21 protein-coding genes and 1 pseudogene are annotated in these 23,191 nt (G+C 75.1%); 6 read left to right on the top strand and 16 right to left on the bottom strand.

The annotated features are described in order from the left end of the window. Positions 1-89: 89 nt before the first annotated feature. The 9 genes and pseudogenes from QPK52_RS01110 to QPK52_RS01070 all read right to left on the bottom strand — a co-directional run. The gene (locus QPK52_RS01110) at positions 90-1,199 is read right to left on the bottom strand and encodes a YeiH family protein (RefSeq protein WP_410534950.1); all 1,110 of its coding nucleotides are present in this window, start codon (positions 1,197-1,199) and stop codon (positions 90-92) included. Continuing rightward, positions 1,199-1,804: a cysteine dioxygenase gene (locus tag QPK52_RS01105; RefSeq protein WP_410534949.1), complete on the bottom strand. Its 606-nt coding sequence runs from the start codon at positions 1,802-1,804 to the stop codon at positions 1,199-1,201. The genes QPK52_RS01110 and QPK52_RS01105 overlap by 1 nt, the downstream gene beginning before the upstream one ends. 109 nt (positions 1,805-1,913) lie before the next feature. Further along, positions 1,914-2,819, bottom strand: coding sequence for a LysR family transcriptional regulator (locus QPK52_RS01100; RefSeq protein ID WP_410534948.1), 906 nt, complete (start codon positions 2,817-2,819; stop codon positions 1,914-1,916). A 93-nt stretch (positions 2,820-2,912) separates the two neighbouring features. After that, positions 2,913-4,040: an FAD-dependent oxidoreductase gene (locus QPK52_RS01095; protein WP_410534947.1), complete on the bottom strand. Its 1,128-nt coding sequence runs from the start codon at positions 4,038-4,040 to the stop codon at positions 2,913-2,915. 109 nt (positions 4,041-4,149) lie between these two features. Next, the gene (locus QPK52_RS01090; RefSeq protein WP_410534946.1) at positions 4,150-4,743 is read right to left on the bottom strand and encodes a GTP-binding protein; all 594 of its coding nucleotides are present in this window, start codon (positions 4,741-4,743) and stop codon (positions 4,150-4,152) included. Next, positions 4,724-5,116, bottom strand: coding sequence for a DUF742 domain-containing protein (locus tag QPK52_RS01085; protein WP_410534944.1), 393 nt, complete (start codon positions 5,114-5,116; stop codon positions 4,724-4,726). Before QPK52_RS01085 ends, QPK52_RS01090 begins: the two co-directional genes overlap by 20 nt. Then, positions 5,113-5,547, bottom strand: a complete 435-nt coding sequence (locus QPK52_RS01080; RefSeq protein WP_410534942.1) for a roadblock/LC7 domain-containing protein — start codon at positions 5,545-5,547, stop codon at positions 5,113-5,115. The genes QPK52_RS01085 and QPK52_RS01080 overlap by 4 nt, the downstream gene beginning before the upstream one ends. After that, the gene (locus QPK52_RS01075) at positions 5,544-8,045 is read right to left on the bottom strand and encodes a nitrate- and nitrite sensing domain-containing protein (RefSeq protein ID WP_410534940.1); all 2,502 of its coding nucleotides are present in this window, start codon (positions 8,043-8,045) and stop codon (positions 5,544-5,546) included. The genes QPK52_RS01080 and QPK52_RS01075 overlap by 4 nt, the downstream gene beginning before the upstream one ends. A gap of 398 nt (positions 8,046-8,443) precedes the next feature. Continuing rightward, positions 8,444-8,803, bottom strand: a pseudogene (locus tag QPK52_RS01070) (RNA-binding S4 domain-containing protein); the annotation flags it as partial. A 267-nt stretch (positions 8,804-9,070) separates the two neighbouring features. Between QPK52_RS01070 and QPK52_RS01065 the strand changes: the two are divergent. The 3 genes from QPK52_RS01065 to QPK52_RS01055 all read left to right on the top strand — a co-directional run bounded on the left by QPK52_RS01065 (position 9,071) and on the right by QPK52_RS01055 (position 13,365). Beyond that, positions 9,071-10,279, top strand: coding sequence for a glycoside hydrolase family 6 protein (locus QPK52_RS01065; protein ID WP_410534938.1), 1,209 nt, complete (start codon positions 9,071-9,073; stop codon positions 10,277-10,279). A 334-nt stretch (positions 10,280-10,613) separates the two neighbouring features. After that, positions 10,614-12,773 carry a glycoside hydrolase family 3 N-terminal domain-containing protein gene (locus QPK52_RS01060; protein WP_410540148.1) on the top strand — a complete coding sequence of 720 codons (2,160 nt, stop codon included), beginning with the start codon at positions 10,614-10,616 and terminating at the stop codon, positions 12,771-12,773. A gap of 181 nt (positions 12,774-12,954) precedes the next feature. After that, positions 12,955-13,365, top strand: a complete 411-nt coding sequence (locus tag QPK52_RS01055) for a DUF2267 domain-containing protein (protein WP_410540147.1) — start codon at positions 12,955-12,957, stop codon at positions 13,363-13,365. A 241-nt stretch (positions 13,366-13,606) separates the two neighbouring features. Here the strand turns inward: QPK52_RS01055 and QPK52_RS01050 are convergent, their stop codons facing one another. Further along, positions 13,607-14,146 (bottom strand): cupin domain-containing protein, encoded by a 540-nt coding sequence (locus tag QPK52_RS01050; protein ID WP_410534936.1) that lies wholly within the window; start codon positions 14,144-14,146, stop codon positions 13,607-13,609. 116 nt (positions 14,147-14,262) lie between these two features. Between QPK52_RS01050 and QPK52_RS01045 the strand changes: the two genes are divergently transcribed. The 3 genes from QPK52_RS01045 to QPK52_RS01035 all read left to right on the top strand — a co-directional run bounded on the left by QPK52_RS01045 (position 14,263) and on the right by QPK52_RS01035 (position 17,415). Beyond that, complete coding sequence (locus QPK52_RS01045; protein ID WP_410534934.1) at positions 14,263-15,243, top strand: RluA family pseudouridine synthase; 981 nt, start codon at positions 14,263-14,265, stop codon at positions 15,241-15,243. Positions 15,244-15,324: 81 nt separating this feature from the next. Further along, complete coding sequence (locus tag QPK52_RS01040) at positions 15,325-16,014, top strand: HAD family hydrolase (RefSeq protein ID WP_410534932.1); 690 nt, start codon at positions 15,325-15,327, stop codon at positions 16,012-16,014. Positions 16,015-16,221: 207 nt separating this feature from the next. Then, positions 16,222-17,415, top strand: a complete 1,194-nt coding sequence (locus QPK52_RS01035) for a polyprenyl synthetase family protein (protein WP_410534930.1) — start codon at positions 16,222-16,224, stop codon at positions 17,413-17,415. 7 nt (positions 17,416-17,422) lie between these two features. Here QPK52_RS01035 and QPK52_RS01030 read toward each other — a convergent pair whose 3' ends face one another. The 6 genes from QPK52_RS01030 to dacB all read right to left on the bottom strand — a co-directional run bounded on the left by QPK52_RS01030 (position 17,423) and on the right by dacB (position 23,154). Then, entirely contained in the window at positions 17,423-18,052 is a 630-nt protein-coding gene (locus QPK52_RS01030; RefSeq protein WP_410534929.1) for an acetoacetate decarboxylase family protein, read from the bottom strand. 165 nt (positions 18,053-18,217) lie between these two features. Beyond that, complete coding sequence (locus QPK52_RS01025) at positions 18,218-18,433, bottom strand: hypothetical protein (RefSeq protein WP_143071764.1); 216 nt, start codon at positions 18,431-18,433, stop codon at positions 18,218-18,220. A gap of 434 nt (positions 18,434-18,867) precedes the next feature. Further along, on the bottom strand, positions 18,868-19,764 hold the full coding sequence (locus QPK52_RS01020; protein ID WP_410534927.1) for a cytochrome c oxidase assembly protein: 897 nt from the start codon (positions 19,762-19,764) through the stop codon (positions 18,868-18,870). Beyond that, entirely contained in the window at positions 19,761-20,288 is a 528-nt protein-coding gene (locus QPK52_RS01015; RefSeq protein WP_410534926.1) for a DUF2243 domain-containing protein, read from the bottom strand. Before QPK52_RS01015 ends, QPK52_RS01020 begins: the two co-directional genes overlap by 4 nt. Before the next feature lie 90 nt (positions 20,289-20,378). Beyond that, the gene (locus tag QPK52_RS01010; RefSeq protein WP_410534925.1) at positions 20,379-21,449 is read right to left on the bottom strand and encodes a P1 family peptidase; all 1,071 of its coding nucleotides are present in this window, start codon (positions 21,447-21,449) and stop codon (positions 20,379-20,381) included. Between the two features lie 97 nt (positions 21,450-21,546). Then, positions 21,547-23,154 carry a D-alanyl-D-alanine carboxypeptidase/D-alanyl-D-alanine-endopeptidase gene (gene dacB / locus QPK52_RS01005; protein WP_410534924.1) on the bottom strand — a complete coding sequence of 536 codons (1,608 nt, stop codon included), beginning with the start codon at positions 23,152-23,154 and terminating at the stop codon, positions 21,547-21,549. Positions 23,155-23,191 lie beyond the last annotated feature (37 nt).

Here is a 23,191-nt window from a genome sequence, read left to right as displayed (position 1 = left end):
TGTCGGGATGTCCGCTATCGTCCGCCTTCCCCGCCGGGCGTCCCTTCATGGGCGCCCGGCAAGGGAGGCGGAGGGCGGCCCCGCGGGCGTCAGGTGGTGAGCAGCACGCCTGCGTAGGAGACCCCGGCGACGACCACCCACGAGCAGGCCCCGAGCACGGCCAGCCGCATGCCGGTCCGCGCCAGGGAGGGCAGGTGGACGGCGCTGCCCAGGCCGACGAGCGCGGCGGCGAGGACGAACTCCCGGACCGTCGCGGCGGCCTCCAGCGCGCCGGCCGGGACGGCCCCGGTGGTGCGTACGGCCACTGCCGCCAGGAATCCGGCCACGAACAGCGGAACCAGCGGGGGACGCCTGCCGCGCGGCTCCCCGTCCCGACCGTCCCGGCCGTCCCTGCCGCGCCGTACCGCCGCGACGGCCACCGCCGCGACCAGCGGAGCCAGCAGCAGCACCCGCATCAGCTTCACCAGCACCGCCTCGCCCAGCGCCGCCGGGCCCGCGGTCTGGGCGGCCGCCACCACCTGGCCCACGTCGTGCACACCGGCGCCGACCCAGCGCCCGAACTGGGAGTCGTCCAGGCCGAGGGGGTGGTGCAGCAGCGGCAGGACGACGATGGCCAGCGTGCCGCACAGGGTCACCAGCGCCACGGAGGCGGCCGTGTCCCGCTCGTCGCTGCCGCGCGCCTCGCCGACCGCGCCGATCGCGGAGGCACCGCAGATCGAGTAGCCGGTGGCGACCAGCAGCGGCTGGTCCCCGCGCAGGCCGAGCCGGCGGCCCAGCCACAGGGTGCCGAAGAAGGTCGAGGCCACCACCGCCAGCACCATGCCGACGGTCGTCCAGCCCAGCCCCAGCACGTCGCCCAGGCTCAGCTCCAGGCCCAGCAGCACCACGCCGGCGCGCATCAGCCGTCTTCCGGCCAGGGAGAGTCCGGGCCGGCCGGTGCCGGAGGCGAACCGGCCCACCGCGGGGAGGTGGGCGGCGGCGACGCCCAGCACGACCGCCGCGGTCAGCATCGGCACCCCCGGTAGCAGCCGGTGCACGGCCCAGGCCAGCGCGGTGCCGCCCGCGGCGAGGGCGAGGCCGGGCAGCGGGCCGGGTACGCCCCGGCGCCGGAGGCCCGGCCCGGGCGGGCGGGCGGGAGCGCGGTCCTCGGCGCCGTGGTTCCCGGCCTGCCGTCCCGGACGCTGCCCGAGCAGCGCCATCAGCGGTCGGCGGGCAGGTCGTAGACCCGGCGGACGCTGCTGCCCAGCCGGGAGATGTCGGCTCCGTAGACGTGGATGGACACGGCCTTGCCCGGGCCGCCGTTCCAGACCCGGTGGATGTCGCCGGGGGGCGCGAAGCCGCACACCGAGCCCTGCGGGTTCACCGCGTCCTCGGTGGCGACCAGCCGTGCCCGCCCGCCGGGGGAGTCGGCGGGCAGCAGCCGGTAGCGGCGCTCGTGCTCCTCGCCCTCGTGGACCCCGGTGACGCACCAGGAGACGTGGTCGTGCACGGAGGTGCGCTGGCCCGGCAGCCAGACGAGGGCCACGACCGAGAAGCCGCCGTCGGCCTCGGCGTGCAGCAGGTGCTGGCGGTAGCGCTCGGGGTCGCCCTCGCACTGCTCGGGGGTGAGCAGGTCGGCGGCGCCGAGGTGGGGCGCCAGCTTCTCGCCGACCAGGTACGCGGTCGGGTCCGGCGGCAGACCCCGTCCCACGGCCTCGCGGATGTCCGCGACGAGGGCGGCGAGGCGGCCGGTCGTCCGCGGGCCCGCGGCACGGGCGGCCGGGAGGACGGCGGGGTGTGCGGTGGAGGGGAGCGAAGCGGCCATGCCCGCAGCGTCGCGCCCGAACATCCATCACGTCCAACGAGGGTTTCTTCGCCTTTCCCCGAATCCTGCTTATGGACGGGGCGGGGGGCGGGCCGTGCGGCGGCCGGCCTCAGCAGCCGGTGCGGTTCGCCGCCACCGCCTCCAGCTCCCGGAGCACCAGCGCGGTGGCCGGTATCCGCAGATGTTCGCGGAGCACGTACGCCGAGACCTGCCGCCGGGCGGCCGGCTCCAGGGCGCGCCCGGTGACCTTCCGGTGGACCAGGAAGGACAGCACCAGCCCCGGCATCATGGCGATGCCCAGCCCCTCGGCGACCAGGCTCTGCACCACGAGGTTGTCGTCGGTGGTGAAGACGATGTCGGGGGCGAAACCCAGCTCGGCGCACTCGTGCAGGAAGTTGGTGCGGCAGCGCAGGCACCCGGCGATCCATCGCTCGTCCGCCAGTTCCGCCAGCCGGACCGCCCGCCGCCGGGCCATCGGATGCCCGGTGGGCAGCAGCACGGTGAGCTGGTCCTCCAGCAGCGGGATCTCCACCAGTTCGTCGGGCACCTGCTCGCGCAGCCCGGGGTAGGTGAAGGCCAGGGTGATGTCGCACTCGCCGCGCACCACGCGGTCCAGCGACTCCGGCGGCTCGCTCTCCTGTAGCTCCACCCGCACGCCCGGGTGGTCGGCCGCCAGTCGCGCGAGCGCCTCCGGCACCAGGGTGGCCCCGGCGCTGGGGAAGGCGCACACCCGCACCCGGCCCGCGCGCAGCCTGGTCAGCGCCGCCATCTGCTGCCGGGCGGCCTCCATGCTGCCCAGGATCGCGCCGGCGTGCCGGGACAGCGCCTCGCCCGCCTCGGTGAGCCGCATCCGCCGGCCGGCCCGCAGGAACAGCGGAGTGCCCACCGCCCGTTCCAGCGCCTTCATCTGCTGGGTGATCGCGGGCTGTGTGTATCCCAGGGAGCGGGCCGCCGCCGAGTACGAACCGGTGCGGACCACCTCGTGGAAGGTCCTGATGTGCCGCGAATCGAACATGCCGGAACGATAAACGGGTTTTGGGGATGGTGAAGGACTGCTATGAGCCTTCGGCGGAGCGCGCGGACCGCGAAGCACCGGAAGGACACCGCTCTACGGGCGCTCGCCGAGCACCGTCATGGTCCGGCCGATCAGCCCGGGCACGTCCGCGTCCCGCACGCCCTCCATCAGCCAGGAGCCCAGCCGCACGGAGTTCTCCACGACCATGCGCACCCGCGGCATGCGGCGCTCCCGGTAGGCGGCCGGCAGCTTCTCGTCCCAGCCGGCGCCGCCGGCGAGCAGCTCGGCCAGGACGAGGGCGTCCTCCAGGGACATCGCCGCGCCCTGGGCGAGGGTGGGCGGGCAGGCGTGGGCCGCGTCCCCGGCCAGCACGACCCGGCCGCGGTGCCACGGCCCCTCGACCAGGAGCCGGTGGAACCAGGTGTAGTTGACCGCGGAGTCCTCCGAGATGGAGGAGCGGATCTCCTCCCAGGCGCCGCCGTAGCCCGCGGCCAGTTCGCGCATCCGGGCGGCGTACGAGGAGGGGGGCAGCTCGGCGCGCTCGCGCGCGGGCTCGACCAGATAGGCGTAGAGGGAGTCCTCGCCGGTGGGGCAGTAGCCGGCGATGTAGGCGGGGCCGCCGTAGGCCAGATCGGTGCGCTCCACGCCCCGCGGGCGGGGCGCGGTGACACGCCAGATGCCCATTCCGGTGGGCTCGGGCCGGTCCTCGATCCCGATCATCGCGCGGACGGGGGAGCCCAGCCCGTCGGCGGCGACCACCAGGTCGTAGCGGCCGGCGGTGCCGTCGGTGAGGCGGACGTCCACCCCGCCGCCGTCCTGTTCCAGGGACTCCACCGTGCAGCCGAGCCGGACGCGGGCCCCGGCCGCGCGTACGGCGCCGGTCAGGACGCGCTGGAGATCGGGGCGGCGTATGCCCAAGGTGGCGGGCAGCCCGGGTCCGCCGGTACGGATGTCCTCGGCGACGTGCAGCACCGTGCCGTCCGGGGCGATCAGCCCGAGGGTGTCGAAGCCGAAGCCCGCCCTGCCGACCTCCTCCCACACGCCCACCTCGCGCAGCACCCGCAGGGCGTTGCCCTGGAGGGTGATGCCGGAGCCCTGGACGTTCCAGTCGGAGGAGACCTCCACCAGGTCGACTCCGATGCCCGCGCGGCGCAGCAGGACGGCGAGGGCGTTGCCGCAGATCCCGCCTCCGACGATGAGAACGGTAGGGGCCGGGGACATGACTTCCTTTCAGGAGAGCCTCCGGCAGGAGGAGCGTGCCGGGAGGAGCGTGTGCGGAGCGCGTGCCGGAGCGCGCCGGCGGGCGGGGGAGGGGCGGCCCCGCCGCCGGTCAGCCGGCCGGCTCGTGGACCGGCGCGGACCGGGCCATCAGCAGGTCGATCAGGGCGACCAGCAGATCGCGGCCGGTCTCGGGCCGCCGTACGTCCCCCAGCAGCAGCGGGACGCCCGGGTCGAGGTCGAGGGCGTCGCGCACCTCCTGCTCGGTGCGGTCGCAGCGGCCGTGGAAGCAGTTGACGCCCACCACGAAGGGGATGCCCCGGCTCTCGAAGAAGTCGATGGAGGCGAAGCTGACCTCCAGCCGCCGGGTGTCGACCAGGACGACCGCGCCGAGGGCGCCGTTGACCAGGTCGTTCCACATGAACCAGAAACGCTCCTGGCCCGGGGTGCCGAAGAGGTAGACCACCAGCTCGGGGTTGACGGTGATCCGGCCGAAGTCGAGCGCCACCGTGGTGGTGGCCTTGTCCGCGACCCCGCCGATGTCGTCCACTCCGACGCTGGCCTCGGTCAGGTACTCCTCGGTGCGCAGGGGGGCCACCTCGCTGACCGCCCCCACCATCGTGGTCTTGCCCACCCCGAAGCCCCCGGCGACGAGGATCTTGACGGCCAGGGGGCCCGTCGTACCGTCAGAGTCTCTGGAGCCCATCCCTCACCGCCTGAAGAGTTTCCACGTTCAGTCCACCACTTCCCCCGTCCGCCAGCGGCGGACGGATCGTCACTCTGCCGAGCGCCGCGAGATCGCCGATCAGGATCTTCGTCACCGACACGGGCAGGTCCAGCTCAGCGGCGATCTCCGCCACCGCGGCCGGCTCGCGGCACTGCTCGACGATGGCCCGGTGCTCCGGCTCCAGCCGCCGCCCGGCGGGCCGGCCCTCCTCGGGCTCGACCGTCGTCACCACCGTGATCAGGGTGAGGTCGTCGCGCTGCGGAGCGGTGCGGCCGCGTGTGATGGTGTACGGCCGGACCAGTGAGTCCTCTTCTTCTCCGTCGGACTCCAGACTGTCCGTCCAGTGGTTCACCCACGTCCACCCCTGCCGGAGGCCGGGGTGCCGGACCGGGCCTCGGTGCCGAGCTTCTGGCCGACCTGCTGGACGAGGGTGTGCATGGCCACCGCCATCACCTCGGCGTCCACGTCCTGGGAGGCGACGACGGCCAGGTGGGTGCCCTTGCCGGCCGCGGTGATGAACAGCCACAGGTTGGCCAGCTCCACGATGACCTGCTGCACCGGGCCGCCGTCGAACAGCTCGTCGACGCCGCGGGCCAGGCTCTGCTGGCCGGTGGCCACGGCGGCCAGCCGCTCGGCGGCGGTGCGTTCGATGGTGCCCGACTGACTGATCACCAGCCCGTCGTCCGACAGGACGACGGCGTGCCGGGTGCCCGGCACCTGCTCGACCAGACCGTCCAGCAGCCAGTCCAGGTCTTGGTTGGTGGCGGTGGTTCGCTGTGTCATGTTCGGTCTTCCGTCTTGGGTCGGCTCTGACCCGGCGTGCTGCCGCCGGTTGTGGAGGGGGCGTCGGGGGCGGCCTGCCGCCTGGCGATGCGGGACTGCCGCTGGAAGGCGCCGATGGCGGCGCCGGAACGGGCGGGCTCCGGGCGCAGGGTGAGCGTGTCCTCGTCGGGAGCGGGGGCCCTCCGGGCGGCCGGCTTCCGCAGCTCGGGGACGAGGCTGGCCTGGCGGACGCGCTTGGGCAGCGGCCCGGCCGCCGCGCCGTCGTGCTGCGCCTCTCCGGCGCCGTCGGAGTTCCCGGCGGCTTCGGTGTCCCGGGCGTTCCCGGTGTCCTCGGCGTCCCGGGCCGCTTCGGCCGACGGCGGGCCCGCCGGAGCGGGGACGACCGCGGACATCGCCCGGCCGCGGGACCGCACGGGCAGCGGCGCGGGGGGCCCGCCGGCCGGCTGCGCGCTCCCGCCGCCGGCGGCGCTGCCGTGTACGGCGTCCGCCTCACGGCGTGCGCCGGCCCTCCGGGGCTCGTCGTCGGCGGGCCGTTCCGCCACCAGTTCCTCGGGGATGTGGACGATCACCCGGGTGCCGCCGAACACCGACGGCCGGAACTCGACCCCCAGACCCAGCCCGGAGGCGAGCCGCGCGACCACGTACAGACCGAGCCGGACGTCGTCGGCGCGGGAGAGCATGTCGGCGCGGGGCGGGTCGGTGATGAGCCGGTTGACCCGCTCGTACTCGTCCGGCTCCATGCCCAGGCCGCGGTCCTCGATCTCCACGACCAGGCCCCGCCCGACCATGCCGGCCCGCACCTCCACGGGGGTGGGCGGCTTGGAGAACGCGGCGGCGTTCTCCATCAGCTCGGCCAGCACGTGCACCACCGGGCCCACGGCGCGGCCGGTCAGCCAGGGCCGGCCCTCGACCTCGACCTGGATGCGCCGGTAGTCCTGCACCTCGCCCAGCGCGGCGCGCAGCACGTCGAGCATCTTCACCGGCTTGCGCCAGCGCCGCTGCGGCTGGCCGCCGCCGAGGATGACCAGGTTCTCCTCGTAGCGGCGCAGACGGGCCGTCAGGTGGTCGAGGTCGAACAGGCCCTCCAGCACCTCCGGGTCCTCGTGGCGGCGCTCCATCTCGTCGAGCTTCTTCATCTGGAGGCCGATGAGGAGCTGGGTGCGGCGGGCGATGCGCTGGAGCAGGCGCTCGAAGCCGCGGTGCTGTTCGACCTCCCGTACGGCGGTCTCGACGGCGCTGCGGCCCGCGAGGTTGAGCGCCTGGCCCAGCCGGCCCAGTTCGTCCCTCTCGTGGCTGACCCGGGGCACCTCGGTCTCGGTGTCGACCGCCTCGCCGCGGCGCAGCCGTTCGACGACGTCCGGCAGCTTCCTCTCCAGCTCCAGGGCCTCCCGGCGCAGCGATGTGATGCGCCGTCGCAGGACGCTCGCGGTCCGCAGGCTGAGCGTGACGACCAGGAGGACCGCGACCAGGCCGATGGCGGCGACGATCGTCATGCGGCGCTCCAGGGACGCCAGCGCCTCGTCGCCGACCCGGTTGATGTCGATGGTCCGGTTCGTCACCAGCTTCTGGAACTGCGGGGTGATCGCGTCCACCGACTCGCGCCACTCGGCCTCGGAGTCGGGCAGGGGGACGCCGGACGTCCCGTTGTGGGAGTGCGCGCCCAGCAGCACCCGCTCCGTCTCGGCCTTGCCCAGCCAGTGGCTGCTGGTGGTCATCTGGCGGTACAGCAGGAGGTCCTCGTGCGGCAGGTGGGGAGCGATCCGGCTCTCCAGCAGGAACTGCTGCGCACCGATCCACTCGGTCAGGTTGGAGTGCTCGCCGCTGGTGATCCGGCGGGTGTCCCAGCCCCGGGCGAGCAGGGCGTCCTCGCGGGAGAGCATCTCCTTGGCCCAGAACAGGTCGATCAGAACCCTGGCCCGGGCCGTCACCTCGCTGTTCCGCGAGCGGCTCAGGGTCTCGAAGAGCCGCAGGTCGACGGCGATCAGCTCGGTGAAGTAGCGGAAGACGTCGGCCTGGCCCGCCACTCCGTTGTCCACGCTCTGGCGGATGCGGTCGATGCGGAGCATGTCCGAGCGGGTCAGCTCGACGATCTCCCGCAGGTCCTCGGGCGCGTTGGAGGCGTCGATGCCGGACAGCGAGCGGAAGGCGCGAATGGCCTCGTCGGTCCGGGCGCGCTGCTCGCGCAGGGCGGCGCGGGTCGGGCCGTCGGGATCGGCCAGCATCTCGGCGCTGAGGCGCCGCTCCTCCTGGAGGTTGAAGTAGACGGCGTTGGCCGGGGTGCCGGCGCGGGCGGCGAGGGCCTTCTCGTCCTTCTGGACCTCCCAGTCCCGCGCCCACTGAGCGGTGCTGACGCCCCACAGGGCGATCATGGCGAGGCTGGGCACGACGGCCAGGATGAGCAGGGCCGTCCGGATCGAGTTCGGACGCAGCGAACCCAGGCGGAACGTTTTGCTCGCCGACCGCCCCTGCCGTCTCGGCACACGGGTGCGCAGTGCCATCTCTCCCCAGCAGTGGTTCACGGTGACGGGTCGCCGCTGGTGAGGGCGGCGCAGGACGGAGCGATGTTAGTCATACGCGGTGTCAAAAGAAAACAGGTGGGGGCGTACTTCGCATCACCTGACAGCACGTCCGGCCGCGCCCTCGGGCCTGCCTCGCCGCGGTCCGCCGACGGCGCCGTCCGGCGAATGATTGAAAATTGGACGATAGTGCGGGGGGCGGCTCCGGGGGAGCGGAACCACCGGGGGCGCCGGTGTCGCGGTGTGACCGGGATCTGGGCGGCCGGGGATTCCCCGCCGCGAATCCGGGCGGCCGTGCGAGGGTGCGGACGTGCGGTCTCGGCCGCGTGGACCGGGCCGTACGCCGTCGGCGTACGGCCCGGTCCACGCGGCGGCCGGGGTCAGCGACCGCGCAGCCGCTCGATCTCGCGCCGCTCCCGCTTGGTCGGGCGGCCGGCGCCGCGGTCGCGCCGGGCCGCCGGGGCGGTGTACTCGCGCGGGGGCGGGGGCGGGCTGTTGTCGACGAAGCACTCCGCCGCGACGGCGGCGCCGACCCGCTTGCGCACCAGGCGCGTGACGACGACGATCCGGTCGCGGCCCAGATGGCGCAGCCGCACCTCGTCGCCGGGGCGCACCGGGTGGGAGGCCTTCACGCGGTCTCCGTTGACGCGGACGTGGCCCCCGCGGCAGGCGTCGGCGGCCATCGAACGTGTCTTGGTGAGCCGGACGGACCAGATCCAGCTGTCGATCCGTACGCTCGCCTCGTCTGCAGCCATGCCTCCGACTCTAGAGGAGCGCGCCGCGGGGCGGGTGCTCCGCCGCCGCCCCCGCCCTTCGCCTCCGCAACGGAAACCCCTGGTGCGGGGCGCGGGACGCGGCGGGCTCCGCGGAAAAACCGGGCAGGGGTCTTGACGGGCGGCGCTGACGGGAGGAAGGTCTGGCAGCGAGCATGGGAGCGCTCCCATGAAGCGGCGGGCCGTGCCGCGGGGGAGTGCTCCGTCGGACCGCCCACGTCAGGAGCCGGGAACGTGCACAGAGGCAGAAGAGGGACCGTCATCGCAGCGGCCGCAGCAGCCGCCGCGCTGGCACTGGTCGCCGGGGCCGCCGGGACGGCAGGGGCCGCCGACCGGGCCGCGGAGGGAGCGCAGGAGCGGGGACGGGGCGGGGAGCGCCTGTACGTACCGCCGGCCAACCCCGACGCGTACACGCAGATCGGGGAACTGGCGGAGGCGGGGGAGTACCGGGACGCCGCCGGCATCGCCCGGATGGTGACCACCCCCCAGGCCGTCTGGCTCGACGGGAACGGGGACGACAGCCGCATCCGGCAGGAGGTGGCCCGCATCGTGCGGGACGCCGCGCGCAAGGGCGCCCTGCCGGTGCTGGCCCTCTACAACGTCCCCGGGCGCGACTGCTCGCAGTACTCGGCGGGCGGCGCGGCGAACACCGCCGAGTACAAGGCCTGGATCGACGAGGTCGCCAGGGGCCTCGGCGGCAAGAGGGCGCTGATCGTCCTGGAGCCCGACTCCCTCGCCCTGCTGCCCTCCGACTGCGGCCAGGACGACGACGAGGGCACCCTGACCGCCGCCCGCTACGCGGAGATCGGCTACGCCGTCGAGACCCTCTCGGCCCGGCCCGGCACCACCGTCTACCTCGACGCCGGACACAGCGGCTGGCACGGCGTCGGATCCATCGTGCCCCGGCTGGTCGAGGCCGGAATCGAGCGGACGGCCGGCTTCTACCTCAACGCCTCCAACTACCGGGCCGACGACGAACTGGCCTGGTACGGCAAGCTGGTGTCCGGCTGCGTGGAGTACGTCCAGGGCGGCGGCGACGCGGCCTCATGCCCCGACCAGTGGTCGGACAGGAACGACGCCCGGGCATGGCTGGACGAGAACGTCACCGCAGACCCGTCCGACCAGCCCCACTTCGTCACCGACACCAGCCGCAACGGCAAGGGGCCGTGGACCGCGCCGGCGGGCCTCTACCCGGACCCGCAGGAGTGGTGCAACCCGCCGGACCGCGGCCTGGGCGCGCGGCCGACCACCCGCACCGGCGACCCGCTGCACGACGCCCGCCTGTGGATCAAGATCCCTGGCGAGTCGGACGGCCTGTGCCTGCGCGGCACCGAGGGGCCCCAGGACCCCGCGCGCGGCATGGTCGATCCGGCGGCCGGCCAGTGGTTCCCGGAGCAGGCGCTGGAGCTGGTGCGCAACGCGGAGCCGCCGCTGCGCCCCTGAACCTCGACCACCCGTCCGGAAGGCTCCCCGCGCCTGGAGCCCCGGTCGGGAACCCCCGGTCCGGCGGCGCGATGAGGGCGCGCCGGCGAACCGGTTCCGCGTCCGGCCCCGGTGTCTCCTCCGCCGGGGCCGGACGTCCGGCCCGGTGGCCACCGGGCCGGGGCCGGAAGCCCCCACAGGCCGCGTGCCGAGAGCGCGGCCCCACCGGAAGGACGGCACCGCGATGAGACGGACGACGAGAGGGACCCCCGGACAGCGGACGGGGCGGACACCGGCCGGCACCGCGTTGCGCGGGCGGCTCCGGCGGCTTACCGCGGGGGCGGCGGTGAGCCTGATGGTGGCCTGCAGTCTGAACGGCACACCCGCCGCGGCGTCGGCCGACGCGCCACCCGCCTACGAGGACCCGGCCCTGCCGGTGGACGACCGCGTCGAGGACCTGCTGTCCCGCATGTCCCTCGACGACAAGATCGGCCAGATGACCCAGGTCGACCGGAGCGCGCTGAAGAACCGGTCGGACCTGGCGGCCTACCGCATCGGCTCCGTCCTGTCCGGCGGCGGCTCCGTCCCCACCCCCAACACCCCACAGGCGTGGGCGGAGATGTACGACTCCTTCCAGCGCACCGCGCTGTCCACCCCGCTGGGCATCCCCATGATCTACGGCGTGGACGCCGTCCACGGCCACAACAACGTGCGCGGGGCGACGATCTTCCCCCACAACATAGGGCTCGGCGCCACCCGTGACCCCGGGCTGGTGGAGCGGATCGGGCGCGCCACCGCCGAGGAGGTCTCCGGCACCGGCGTCGACTGGACCTTCGCGCCCTGCCTGTGCGTGGCCCGCGACGACCGCTGGGGGCGCACCTACGAATCCTTCGGCGAGACGCCCGAACTGCCCGGTGCGATGACGTCGCTGATCGACGGCCTCCAGGGCGCCTCGCTCGACGCCCCCGGATCGATCCTGGCCACCGCAAAGCACTACATCGGCGACGGCGGCACCACCGGCGGCGACGACCAGGGGAACACCGAGCTGAGCGAGGCCGAGCTGCGCGCGATCCACCTGCCGCCGTTCCGCGAGGCGGTGGAGCGGGGCGTGGGCTCGGTGATGGTCTCCTACAGCAGCTGGAACGGCGCGAAGCTGCACGGCCACCGCTACCTGATCACCGACGTCCTCAAGGGCGAACTGGGCTTCACCGGCTTCGTGGTGTCCGACTGGGCGGGCGTGGACCAGCTCGACGGGCGGGAGGGCTTCACCGCCTCCGAGGTCCGCGACGCGGTGAACGCCGGCATCGACATGGTGATGGTGCCCCACGACTACCGCAGGTTCATCGAGCTGCTGCGCGGCGAGGTGCAGGCCGGACGGGTGCCGATGGAGCGCGTCGACGACGCCAACCGCCGCATCCTGGCGAAGAAGTTCGAGCTGGGTCTGTTCGAGAACCCCTACACCGACCGCTCCTACACCTCCACGATCGGCTCCGCCGCCCACCGTGAACTCGCCCGGGAGGCGGTGCGCAAGTCCCAGGTGCTGCTGAAGAACTCCGGCGGGCTGCTGCCGCTGGCCGAGTCGGCGAAGGTCTTCGTGGCGGGGAAGAACGCCGACGACATCGGCAACCAGAGCGGCGGCTGGACCATCACCTGGCAGGGCTCCAGCGGTGACATCACACCGGGCACCACCATCCTGGAGGGCATGCGGGCCGCGGCGTCGGACCCCTCGAAGGTCGCCTACGACCGCTACGGCAACGGCATCGACGGCTCCTACGACGTGGCCGTGGCCGTGGTCGGCGAGAGGCCGTACGCGGAGATGGAGGGCGACCGGCCCGGCTCGATGGGCCTGGACCAGGAGGACCTGACCACCCTCTCGCGGCTGAGGGCCTCCGGGGTCCCCGTCGTGGTCGTGCTCGTCTCCGGCCGTCCGCTGGACATCGCGGGGCAGCTCGGCGGCTGGGACGCGCTGCTCGCCTCCTGGCTGCCGGGCACCGAGGGCGCGGGGGTGGCCGACGTGCTCTACGGCGGCCACGCGCCGACGGGGAAGCTCCCGGTGACCTGGATGCGGTCCGCGGGCCAGCAGCCGGTCAACGACGGCGACGGCAAGGACGCGCTGTTCCCCTACGGGTACGGACTCACCTACACCGACGCCGGCCCGGGGGAGCCCGGCGAGCCGGAGGAACCGGAGGAGCCCGGTGAGCCGGGCGGCCCCGGACAGGCGCCGTGCACCGCCGACTACCGGGTCGTCAACCAGTGGTCGGGCGGTTTCCAGGCCGAGGTGACGGTGCGCAACAACGGTTCCGCACCCGTCGACGGCTGGCAGGTGCGCTGGACCCCGCAGGGCGGTTTCACGGTCGGCAGCGTCTGGAACGCCACGCTCACCCGCTCCGGCGACACCGTGATCGCCACCGGCGCGGCCTGGAACGCGCGGCTGGCCCCCGACGGCTCGGCGACGTTCGGCTTCACGGCCACCGGGTCCCCGGCCGTACCGGACACCGTCTGCGGCGGCTCCTGACACGGCCGCCCGCTCGTGAAGGCTCCGGTCCGGCCCCGACCCGAACCCGTCACCGGGGCCGGACCGGACCTGCCGCCGGGACCGGAGCCGAGCCGTCACCGGAGCCGCTGAACGGGTGTTTCCTCCCGTTTCGCCCGGGTACCGGGGCTGGGTCAGCGATGAAGGAAGGGACGAGGTGACCATGCGGTACGACACCTTCCTCGGACAGGTACAGGCGCGTGCCCGGCTGGACAACCCCGGCGCGGCCGAGACCGCCACCCGGGCCAGCCTGGAGACCCTCGCGGAACGAGTCCCGGCCACGGTCGCGGAGAAGCTGGCCGCCCAGCTCCCACGCGAGGTCGGCGAGCATCTGCGCAGGGTTGCGTACGCGCCCGACGAGCCGGCCTCGGGCATGCGGATGAGCCCCCAGGAGTTCTTCGACCGCGTCGCGCGGCGCGCCTCGGCCGACCGCCCCAAGGCGATGCACGAGGCCCGCTGCGTGATCGAGGTGGTCGACGAGGCCACCGGCGGGGCGTGCTCGGCGAAGATCCGCCCCTCGCTGGACGACGAACTCGCCCGGGTGCTTTTCGCGGGCAGCTCGGGGCACACGTGAGCAGGGGCGGTGCCGGACACCGGCCCGGTGCCCCGGCGCCCGCCGGGGCACCCGCGCGACGATCCCTGAGACGGTGACCGTGTTCGTCTTCTTCTCCAACCGCACCGGGTGCCTGGGCTCCCTGCTGGTCAGCCTGGCCGGTACGGCCCTCCTGCTCCTGCTCCTCTACAGCTGCCAAGGGCGCTGACCGGGTGCCGACCGGGAAAGCGGGGCGGCGGGGCGGTTCCCGCGGGCCGGGCGCCTACGAGGCCCCCGGCGACGGCAGCGGCTCGCCGCACCGCTCGCAGACGCCCGAGCCCGCCCGCTCGTTCATCCGGCCGCAGGCGGGACAGACCCGGTCCAGCATGCACGGGCCCTCGCCGCCCTCGTCACCGCCCTCCTCCCCGCCGGGAGCGGCGCGCTCGGCGGAGGACGGGCGCGCGCCGACGGTCATGCCGGGCCGCCGGCGGTGGACGGTCAGGTAGACCAGGCCGTCCGGGCCCGCCCGCAGAGCCCGCCGCGAGGTGCGCGGCAGCCACACCAGGGCCTTGGGGGCGAGCGTCCGGCGCCCGCCGGAGCCGTCCTCCATCTCCCCGCCGCCGGCGACCACGAGCAGCAGGACGTCCAGATCGTTCTCGGCGTGCTCGCCGACGGACGCCCCCGGCGGCAGGCGCACCAGATTCGCGTCGAGCTGCCGTCCGGACTCGGCCAGCCGCCACAGCGCCCCGCCCTCGTCCGGTGCCGCCCGCGCGATGCGGTCGTCGAGGTCGGTCAGGACGCGGGGGCTCTGGTCGGGGGACACCGGCACCTCCGGGAAGGGGCGTGGACGGTCGCCCCGATCCTACGGCGGCCCGCCCCGGCGGCCGGGCCGGGCGCCCGGCCGTCCCGGTACCGCACGGCACTAGGCTTGCCCCCGAGATGAGACGCAGACGCCCGGTGCCGCCCTCCCCCCTGCCGCAGCGCCACGGGATCGATCCCGTCCGCCTCAGGATGCCCGAGGACGGCCGCTGGGAGACGGTCCGGGACCACCTGGTCGACCGGCTGCCCGCGGTGGCGCCCGCCCTGATCGACGCCATGCTGCGCGAGGGGGCCGTCTGGTGCGCGGACGGCCCGCTGGCGCCCGCCGCCCCGTACCGGCCGGGTGCCCACCTGTGGTTCCACCGGGAGCTGCCGGAGGAGGTGCCGGTGCCGTACGCGGTGGAGGTGCTGTACCGCGACGACGTCCTGGTCGTCGCGGACAAGCCGCACTTCCTGGCCACCACGCCGCGCGGCCGCCACGTCACCGAGACCGCGCTGGCCCGGCTCCGCCGCGACCTGGGGCTGCCCGCGCTCAGCCCGGCGCACCGGCTGGACCGGCTCACCGCGGGCGTGGTGATGTTCACCGTCCGCCCCGAGCACCGCGCCGCCTACCAGGACCTCTTCCAGGGCCGGCGGGTGCGCAAGGAGTACGAGGCCGTGGCGCCCCACGACCCGGGCCTCGCGCTGCCGCGCACGGTGCGCAGCCGGATCGTCAAGGAGCGCGGGGTCATCGCCGCGCGGGAGGTGCCGGGGGAGCCCAACAGCGCCAGCCGCGTCGAACTGCTGGAGCACCGCGGCGGACTCGGCCGCTACCGGCTGGTGCCGGTGACCGGCCGCACCCACCAGCTGCGTCTGCACATGAGTTCCCTGGGCGTCCCCATCCTGGGCGACCCGGTCTATCCGGCGGTCACCGACCCCGCCCCGGACGACTTCGGCCGCCCTCTCCAACTGCTGGCCAGATCACTGGAGTTCACAGACCCCGTCACCGGCCGCGCACGCCGCTTCACCAGCCGGCGCACGCTGTCCGCCTGGGAGTGCCACCGGCGGTGGGCCGCCGGGGAAGGGACCCAGGGGGTGGTGAGCACACCCTCGTCCGGGTGATCACGCGCCCCATGGCCGGGGAGTCCGGGGGTAACCGGGAAGACGCCTCTCGGGAGGCCGACCGGCGGAAAGGGGCTGCGCATGAGCGGCGACGGAACGGGAAGGGCCGTGCTCTTCGATGTGGACGGCACCCTGGTGGACACCACCTATCTGCACACCGTGGCCTGGTGGGAGGCGCTGCGGCAGTCGGGCCGCCGGGTGCCGATGTCGGTGATCCACCGGACCATCGGCATGGGAAGCGACCAGCTCCTCGCCCGGTTCCTCGGTGAGGACCACGATCCGGACGAGGCCGCCGCCGTCAGCGCAGCCCACCACACCCTGTACGCCGAGTACTGGCCGAGGCTGGCCCCGCTGGACGGAGCGGCCGAACTGCTGAGGGCATGCGCCGACCGCGGCTGGACGGTCGTTCTGGCCAGTTCCGCGCGCGGCGACGAACTGGAGGCGATGCGGCGCGCGGTGGGCGCGGACGAGGCGGTGACCGCCGCGACCAGCTCCGACGACGTGGAGGCCAGCAAACCCGCGCCCGACCTGGTGCGCTCCGCGCTCGACGACGCACGGGTCACCCCGGACCGGGCCGTCTTCGTCGGCGACACCGTGTGGGACGTGGTGGCGTGCGAGCGGGCGGGCGTGCCCTGCGTGGGGGTGCTCTCGGGCGGGATCACCCGGCGGGAGCTGGAGGAGGCGGGCGCGGCGGAGGTCTACGAGAACCCCGCGGACCTGCTGGCCCACCTCGACGGCAGCCTGCTCGCCCGCCGGCCCGGCCGGGACTGAGCCCCGCCCGTGCGCCCCGGCGGAGGTTCTCCACCGCCGGGGGAGGGCACCCGTTCCCCGCCGTCCCCGGTGCCCGGGACACCGACGGCGAGGACGACGGTGAGGAGGGGGCCGCGATGCCCGTCAGCCGTACCCCGCCCGCGCCCCGGCCGGCGAGGCGCCCCCGCCTCACCGCCGGGCGAGGCACGACCTCGTGCGGAACGCCCGATGGCCACGACCGGTTCCGGCGCCCCCGGCGGTGACGGTCCCGGCGGCGCCCGCGGGCGGCCGCCGGACCCGGACCTGCCGCCCTCCCCGGCCCGCGGCGAATCCTCGGGACCCGACGGCGAGTTCCGCCGCGGTCTCGAGGAGACCCTGCGGCGCTACACCGACCGCAGGTGCGAGGAGGCAGGCGGTCTCGACGGCCTCTTCCGCGCCCGGCTGGCCGCCGATGTCACACGGTTCGCGCTGCACGGGGGCAAACGGACGCGCGCCGCCTTCCTGTGGTGGGGCTGGCGCGCCGCCGGAGGGCGCCCGGGGGACGGCGACGAGGCCACCGCCCTCCGGCTCGCCGGGGCCCTGGAACTGCTCCAGACCTGCGCGCTGATCCACGACGACCTGATGGACGACTCCGCGCTGCGCCGCGGCCGCCCGGCCCTCCACGTCGACCTCGCCCGCCGCCACCGGCGCGAGGGGATGCTCGGCAGCCCCGAGGCGTACGGGGCGTCGATGGCGACCCTCGCCGGCGACCTCGCGCTGGTCTGGGCCGACGACATGTTCGCCGAGGCGCTGCCGGAGGGGTCGGCCGGGCAGCGGGTCCAGGAGCCGTGGCGGGCGATGCGCACGGAGATGGTGGCAGGCCAGTTCCTCGATCTGCACACCCAGGCCGAGGGGGGCTTCTCGGCGCCGACGGCGCTGCGCGTGGCCTGCCTCAAGAGCGCCCTCTACAGCGCCGAACGTCCCCTGCAACTGGGCGCGGCCCTGCGCGGCGCGCCCCCCGCCCTGGTCGGCACGCTGCGCCTGGCGGGCCGGCGGGCGGGTCTGGCCTTCCAGCTCCGCGACGACCTCCTCGGGGTCTTCGGCGACCCGCGGCGAACGGGCAAGCCGGCGGGCGACGACGTACGGGAGGGCAAGAACACCTATCTGGCCGCCCTCGCCCTGGCCCGCGCCGAGGCGCTCGGCGACGCCGGGGCCCGCGCCGTCCTGCGCGAGAGCCTGGGGGACCGGACGCTGACCCCCCAGCGGCTCGCCCGCTTCCGCGACGTCCTGACCGCGCTGGGGGTGCGGGCGGCGGTGGAGAGGCGGATCGAGCGGCTGAGCGCGCTCGCCCTGGACAGGCTCCACCAGGTCTGCGACGACCCGGCCGTCCACCAGGGGCTGGCCGCCCTGGTGAGGGCGGCGGCGGGCACGGAGCCGCCGTGACCGGTGGTCAGCAGCGCACCGGTTCGGGAACGGTCATGCGGAACGGGCGCACCGCCACCGAGAGCCGTGCGGTGGTGCGCTCCAGGGGCGGAAGCCGGTCCGACCACGAGGTGACCGCCACCGCCTCGGGGCGCAGGGACCCCACCAGGCGGCCCGGGACGAACAGCCGCCGCCCGGCCGGGCCGGAGAAACCCGGAAGGGGCAGCGGAAAAGCCGGGAGCCGGAGCCTTCCCGGGGCGAAGGCCAGCCCGGCGACCGGGCCGTCGTGGTCGGTGACGCTCACCGAGCTGTCCGTCCACGTGAACGAGGCGAGCTCCTTGGGCAGCCCCCAGATCTCCCGGCCGCCCCGCACCGACGCGGTGTCGCTGACCCAGATGCGGTCGATCAGCAGCCCGGCGCGGCGGCCGCGCCGGACCAGCGGGCCCATGGCCAGCTCGTCGTAGACGAGGGTGCCCTCCCGGTACCGGACGAGCCCGACCGCCAGCAGGGAGGCGCCCGCCAGCGGACGGAGGTCCGGCGGGACGGGCAGCCGGTGGCGCACCGGCAGGAGCGCCGCCCACAGATGCCCCCGGAAGCTCCAGGGGGCCGGCGGGTACGGCGGGAGCGGCCCGTTCGGGGCGGGGGCGGAATCCGGCATGCTCCACGGCTCCTTCCTGCCACGGCCTGTGGCGCGCGGACCTCGTACCCCGTGCGCGGCGGGCCATGTGGGACGGGCCGTGCGGGACGCGGGCGGGCCGCGCAACGGCGGGTGGGTGCCCCGCGGCCCGGCCGCGGGGCACCCACCCGGGATGCCGCCGAGTGATTACTCCGCCGTGGTGGCGTTGCTGGTCATGCAGCCCTTGGTCTGGCTGCCCGCACTCGGGAGCAGACCGCCCAGCAGGCCGGGGTTGACGTGCTCGGAGCACATCTGGACGCCCGACTCGGGGCTGGTCGAGGCGGCGGTGGCGGCGGGGGCGGCGGCGAACAGGGCGCAGCAGAGACCGGCACCGACCGCGGACACGCGGACAAGACGACGCATGGGATCAATCTCCTTCGAGACGTTGGGGACTTCCACCGTGACCCCGGTGCGGTCCGGCCGCGCGGCGGCCTGCTGCATTCGGCCCCTCAAGTCACCCGCAGGTATTTGTCGATCTATCGCTCTACACCCTGTCGTCCCGCTGTCCTGCCGCCCCGCCCCGCGGACGCTGCGGCGAAGTCCTTCCGGTGGGCCGGGATCCGCGCCGGGCCTTCCCGGCACCGGACGGACGGCGGCCGCCTCGCGCGGGTCCCTTGCGGACCCGCCGGGCGGCACGTCCTCCTCCCGGGCCCGGCTTCCTCGTCCAAGGCGAGCCGGAGTCGGAGTGTCTCGGCTCGTTTGGGGGCCGGCCGGAGAAGGGAGGAGCCGGCGGCCGATCTGTGCGGGGGGACGGACACCCGGCCGCCGGCGGTGTCAGCGCATGGAGATCCGCTGACCTATGTGACTCCCTTGCGGGTTGTGTCCTTCGCGTACCCGCCGTTCGCGGCGGCACGCATGCGGATGGCACCCGGATGCCGGGCGGGCGCCGGGCGGGTGCCGCGGGACCGCCGCCGGGCGCGGGCCAGGGCGCGGCCGCCGGCGGTGTACCACTGCACGGCCAGGACGACGGCCAGGGCCAACTCGACCAGATCGCCGCCGTAGTACATCAGCCGGGCTCCGGTGTGCAGGTCGGCGGGGGCGAAGCCGGTGCCGTACGGGGGCGAGGCGTAAAGGGACTTGGCGAGCGCGGCGTGCGCCGCCCCCGCGCCCAGCAGCGCGGCGCCGCGCCAGGCCGGGCCCCACCGGCGCCGTACCGGGTCGAGCCGGCACACGGCGAAGGTGAACAGCAGTCCCGCGGCCTGGACATGGAAGTGCACCGCCGCCTGGAGGAGGGGCCGGCCGTGGGAGGCGGACCACAGCGGTGTGCGGTACAGCACCCACAGGCCGCCCACGTCCAGCAGCGCGGCCAGGGGCGGGAAGACCAGCCAGGCGGCGGGCCGGGAGTGCGCCGCGGCCAGCAGGGCGCGCCGGCGGCGGCCGGGGGGCAGTACGCGCAGCGCGAGGGTGAGGGGCCGGGCGAGGACCAGCAGCAGCGGCGCGGCCATGCCGACCACCAGGTGCCGGGCCATATGGGCGGTGAACGGGCCGCCGGGCGGTGTGACGACGGCGGCCGAGGCCAGGGCCGCGCCACCGGACGCGAAGCACAGGTCGCGCGCGTACGGCCAGACGTCGCCGCGGTGCCGCAGACGCGCGGCGGCGAGCAGGTAGCAGGCGACCGCGAGCAGCGCGGCGGCGGCGAGCAGGATCGCGGGACCCGGGACCGCACCGGAGGAGTGGACGTGCTCCGGCGTCACCGGGAGGGCTCCGGCGGCTTGGAGGGCCCAGGGCGGCCGGGCGGGCCGGAGGCGCGCCCGGCGCGTACGGCCAGGACCGCGCCGACGCCCAGCAGCGCCAGGCCGAGGCCGTTCCACGCCAGGTCGTAGGGGAGCAGATCGACGCCGTAGCGGATCTGGTGGATGCGCAGCACCTTGTGGTCGACGATGCCGTCGAAGAGCTGGAAGGCGCCCAGACCCAGGAACAGCCCGGCCCGGGCATGGGCGGGGGAGAGGGTGCCGCGACGGCGCATGTCGGCGAAGAGCACGAAACCGGCCACCAGGCCCAGCAGCTCCGCGGTGTGCAGCAGCCCGTCGGAGAGCAGCCCGATCGACGGGGTCGAACGGTCGTAGAAATGGTGCCAGTTGAGCAACTGGTGGAAGACGATCTCGTCGACCGCGGCCATGAGCGCCGCGCCGATCAGCGCGCAGACCGCCAGGGAGCGGCGGGGCCGGAGCGGGGGCCGGGGAGGCGGGGCGGCGGGGTGCGGGGCCGGTTGGGTCATCGTGGTGTGCTGCCCTTTCCGGGAGGGTGCGTGGCGTGCCCGGATACGCGTACCCGCTTTCCCGCGCCGGCGGCTGCCGTACGCCGGCCGTCACGCGCCGGAGGAGGGCGCCCGCCCGGCGAGCCCGCGCAGCCGGTCCACCGGCACCGCGGGCACCGTACGTCCCAGCCGGCCGGTCGTGGTGACCGCCGCGCACAGGGCGTTGAGCACCGACTCCTCGACCGCCCGGAGGACCGCGCCGAACAGCGGGTCGAGGCAGCGGTCGGGCACCGCCGCCGGCACGCCGCCGAGCAGGGGGGAGGTGCTGAACGCGAGCCCGTAGTCCCCGCTGCCGTGGCCGTAGGAGGCGCCGACCCGGCCCAGCGCGAACACCGCCCGCCGGGCCAGCCGGCCCAGCTGCCGGGCGTCCAGCGCGGCGTCGGTGGCGACGACCACCATGCACGAGCCGTCCTCTCCGGGACCCGGGTCCGCGGGCGGGCCGGCCGGCTCCGGGAGGACGGCGGCACCGGCGATCCGCAGCGTCCCGCCGAAGTTGGCCTGCGTCAGCACGCCCACCCGGACCGCGCCCACCGGCTCCAGGGCGACCCGCCGGGAGGCGGTGCCGATCCCCGCCTTGAACCCCAGCGCGCAGGTGCCCGTGCCCGCGCCGACGCATCCTTCCGCCACCGGCCCGCCCGCGGCCCCCTCGATCGCGGCCAGCACGTGCTCCTCGCGCACCGGCCGGGCCCTGATGTCGGAGAGGTACCCGTCGTTGCACTCGCCGACCACCGGGTTGAAGGAGAGCACCCCGGCGTGTTCGGGGCGGGTGAGCATCCAGCTCACCACGGCGTCCGCGGCGCGGAAGGCGCTGAGGGTGGAGGTGAGGACGACCGGCGATTCCAGCTGCCCCAGCTCGGCGAGCTGGGTGGCGCCGACCAGCTTGCCGTAGCCGTTGGCGGTGAACAGCGCGGCGGGCAGCACGGTGCCGCCGGGGTGGGGCCCGATGCCCGCCGGGACGACGGCGGTCACCCCGGTGTGCACATCGGGCTCCCTGCGGACGGTGGTGTGTCCGACGGCGACGCCCGGCACGTCGGTGATCGCGTTGTACGGGCCCGGCTCGTCGCAGTCCGCCACGATCCCCAGTCCCCGCGCCCGTTGGGCATGTTGGAAATAATGTGCCATGCGCCGTCCTTCCGTCGTCCCCTGCCGCGGGGCCCTCCTGTCGCGGGGCCCTCCGTCCGCGGCGGTCAGGATCCCACCCGGGAAGCCGCCGAGTGCGTCAGCAGCCGCGCGGCTTGGCCCAGGAGCACTCCAGGTCCGCCGGGGGAGTGCCGGGCGGTGCGGAGCGCGGGGCGGCCCGCTCCGCACCGTTCCCGCCGTCCCCCTCCCGCCCGCCGTGCGAGGCCAGGGTGACCGCGACGGCGTCCTCGATGCCCTTCACGGAGGAGGCGAGGTGATTGTTGAGGACGACGCTGAAGAACATCTCGCGCCCGTCGGCGCCGGTGACGTAGCCCGACAGGGACGAGGCGCCGGTCAGCGAGCCGGTCTTGGCGCGCACGTTGCCCGCGGCCGGGGTGCCGCACATCCGGGAGCGGAGGGTGCCGCCCACCATGCGGTCCCTCTCGCAGGCCACCGGCAGGGAGTCGTACCACTGGCCGAACCACGGCTCGTCCCGTACCGAGGCCAGCAGCCGCGCGAGCTGCCCGGCGGGCATGAGGTTCATCCGGGACAGGCCCGAGCCGTCCACCTGGCGCAGGGTGCCGGTGTCCAGCCCCTCGCTCTCCAGATAGCCGGTCACGGCCGACAGCCCCGCGCTCCAGGTGCCGCGGCCCGAGGTCTTGTGGCCGATGGCCTTGGTGAGCACCTCCGCGTGGTTGTTGTTGGAGAGCTTCATGAAGGGCAGGAGCAGTTCCCTCAGCGGCATCGAGCGGTGCTCGGCCACCGCCTCGGCGCCGCGGGGGGCGGCCCGGCCCAGGAGGGTGCCGCCCGAGACGCGCACTCCGTGGTCGGCGAGCGCGTCGGCGAAGACGGCGGCGGCGTAGCCGGTGGGCTCCCAGACGCTGGTCCAGGAGACCGTGGGATCCGCCCCGACGGGTATGTCCCCGTCGACCACGATGGTGTTGCCGCCGTGCTCGCGTTCGATGGAGAGGGTGTCGGGCCCGCCCTCGGCGACGGTGGTGCCGCGTACGTCGACGGTGACGTAGTCGTTGGGCGGCGTCAGGGTGACCTCCGGCCTGTCACCGGGGTTCTCGCCGGGAACGGCGCGGACGCGGACGGTGCCGGCGTCGTAGTCGGTGTCGGGGGCGACGGTCAGCGGGGAGACCTGCGCGGAGTAGTAGGCGGACTCGTCGTCGGCGGCCCAGGAACGGCCCAGGCGCCGGTCGTCGAAGCGGGTGTCGTCGGCGACCAGCCGGCCGGTGACGCGTCTGATGCCCGAGGCGGCGACCTCGGCGGCGAGCCGGCCGTAGTCCTCGGCGAGCATGGTCGGGTCGCCGGTGCCGCGCAGGTACAGGTCGCCGTGGAGCACCGGGCCGCGGCGCCGGCCGTCGGTCAGCACGTCGGTGCGGAAGCGGTGCCCGGGGCCGAGCAGTTCCATCGCGGCGGCCGATGTCGCCAGCTTGGCGTTGGAGGCGGGCATCAGCCGGTCGCCGGGCCGGTGCTCGTAGAGGATGCGGCCGGTCTCGGCGTCGCCGACGACCACGCCCGCCGCGGCGCCGGACAGCCGGTCGTCGGCGAGGACACGGTCGAGCGCGGCTGCCAGCCCGGCGTCGGCGGGATCCTCCGCTCCGGCCGGGAAGCTCCAGGTGAGGGTCAGGGCGAGGCCTGCGGCAAGCGGCCACCAGCGGGCTTTCGCGCGGAGTCGTGTTCCTGTGCTGCGTCTGGTCATGGAGCGAGGATCGCGCAGTTCCCCGGGCCGCGACAGA

This window comes from Streptomyces sp. KL2, assembly GCF_046529545.1.
Classification (GTDB): Bacteria; Actinomycetota; Actinomycetes; order Streptomycetales; family Streptomycetaceae; genus Streptomyces; species Streptomyces radiopugnans.
The sequence above is the reverse complement of the archived record's forward strand: the minus strand, read 5'-3'. Positions and strand labels throughout refer to the sequence as shown.

Bases quoted from the DNA above. Each gene is read 5' to 3' on its own strand.
- QPK52_RS01110 (WP_410534950.1), bottom strand. From the start codon at position 1,199: ATGGCGCTGCTCGGGCAGCGTCCGGGACGGCAGGCCGGGAACCACGGC.
- QPK52_RS01105 (WP_410534949.1), bottom strand. From the start codon at position 1,804: ATGGCCGCTTCGCTCCCCTCCACCGCACACCCCGCCGTCCTCCCGGCC.
- QPK52_RS01100 (WP_410534948.1), bottom strand. From the start codon at position 2,819: ATGTTCGATTCGCGGCACATCAGGACCTTCCACGAGGTGGTCCGCACC.
- QPK52_RS01095 (WP_410534947.1), bottom strand. From the start codon at position 4,040: ATGTCCCCGGCCCCTACCGTTCTCATCGTCGGAGGCGGGATCTGCGGC.
- QPK52_RS01090 (WP_410534946.1), bottom strand. From the start codon at position 4,743: ATGGGCTCCAGAGACTCTGACGGTACGACGGGCCCCCTGGCCGTCAAG.
- QPK52_RS01080 (WP_410534942.1), bottom strand. From the start codon at position 5,547: ATGACACAGCGAACCACCGCCACCAACCAAGACCTGGACTGGCTGCTG.
- QPK52_RS01075 (WP_410534940.1), bottom strand. From the start codon at position 8,045: ATGGCACTGCGCACCCGTGTGCCGAGACGGCAGGGGCGGTCGGCGAGC.
- QPK52_RS01060 (WP_410540148.1), top strand. From the start codon at position 10,614: ATGGTGGCCTGCAGTCTGAACGGCACACCCGCCGCGGCGTCGGCCGAC.
- QPK52_RS01055 (WP_410540147.1), top strand. From the start codon at position 12,955: ATGCGGTACGACACCTTCCTCGGACAGGTACAGGCGCGTGCCCGGCTG.
- QPK52_RS01045 (WP_410534934.1), top strand. From the start codon at position 14,263: ATGAGACGCAGACGCCCGGTGCCGCCCTCCCCCCTGCCGCAGCGCCAC.
- QPK52_RS01040 (WP_410534932.1), top strand. From the start codon at position 15,325: ATGAGCGGCGACGGAACGGGAAGGGCCGTGCTCTTCGATGTGGACGGC.
- QPK52_RS01035 (WP_410534930.1), top strand. From the start codon at position 16,222: ATGGCCACGACCGGTTCCGGCGCCCCCGGCGGTGACGGTCCCGGCGGC.
- QPK52_RS01030 (WP_410534929.1), bottom strand. From the start codon at position 18,052: ATGCCGGATTCCGCCCCCGCCCCGAACGGGCCGCTCCCGCCGTACCCG.
- QPK52_RS01025 (WP_143071764.1), bottom strand. From the start codon at position 18,433: ATGCGTCGTCTTGTCCGCGTGTCCGCGGTCGGTGCCGGTCTCTGCTGC.
- QPK52_RS01015 (WP_410534926.1), bottom strand. From the start codon at position 20,288: ATGACCCAACCGGCCCCGCACCCCGCCGCCCCGCCTCCCCGGCCCCCG.
- QPK52_RS01010 (WP_410534925.1), bottom strand. From the start codon at position 21,449: ATGGCACATTATTTCCAACATGCCCAACGGGCGCGGGGACTGGGGATC.
- dacB (WP_410534924.1), bottom strand. From the start codon at position 23,154: ATGACCAGACGCAGCACAGGAACACGACTCCGCGCGAAAGCCCGCTGG.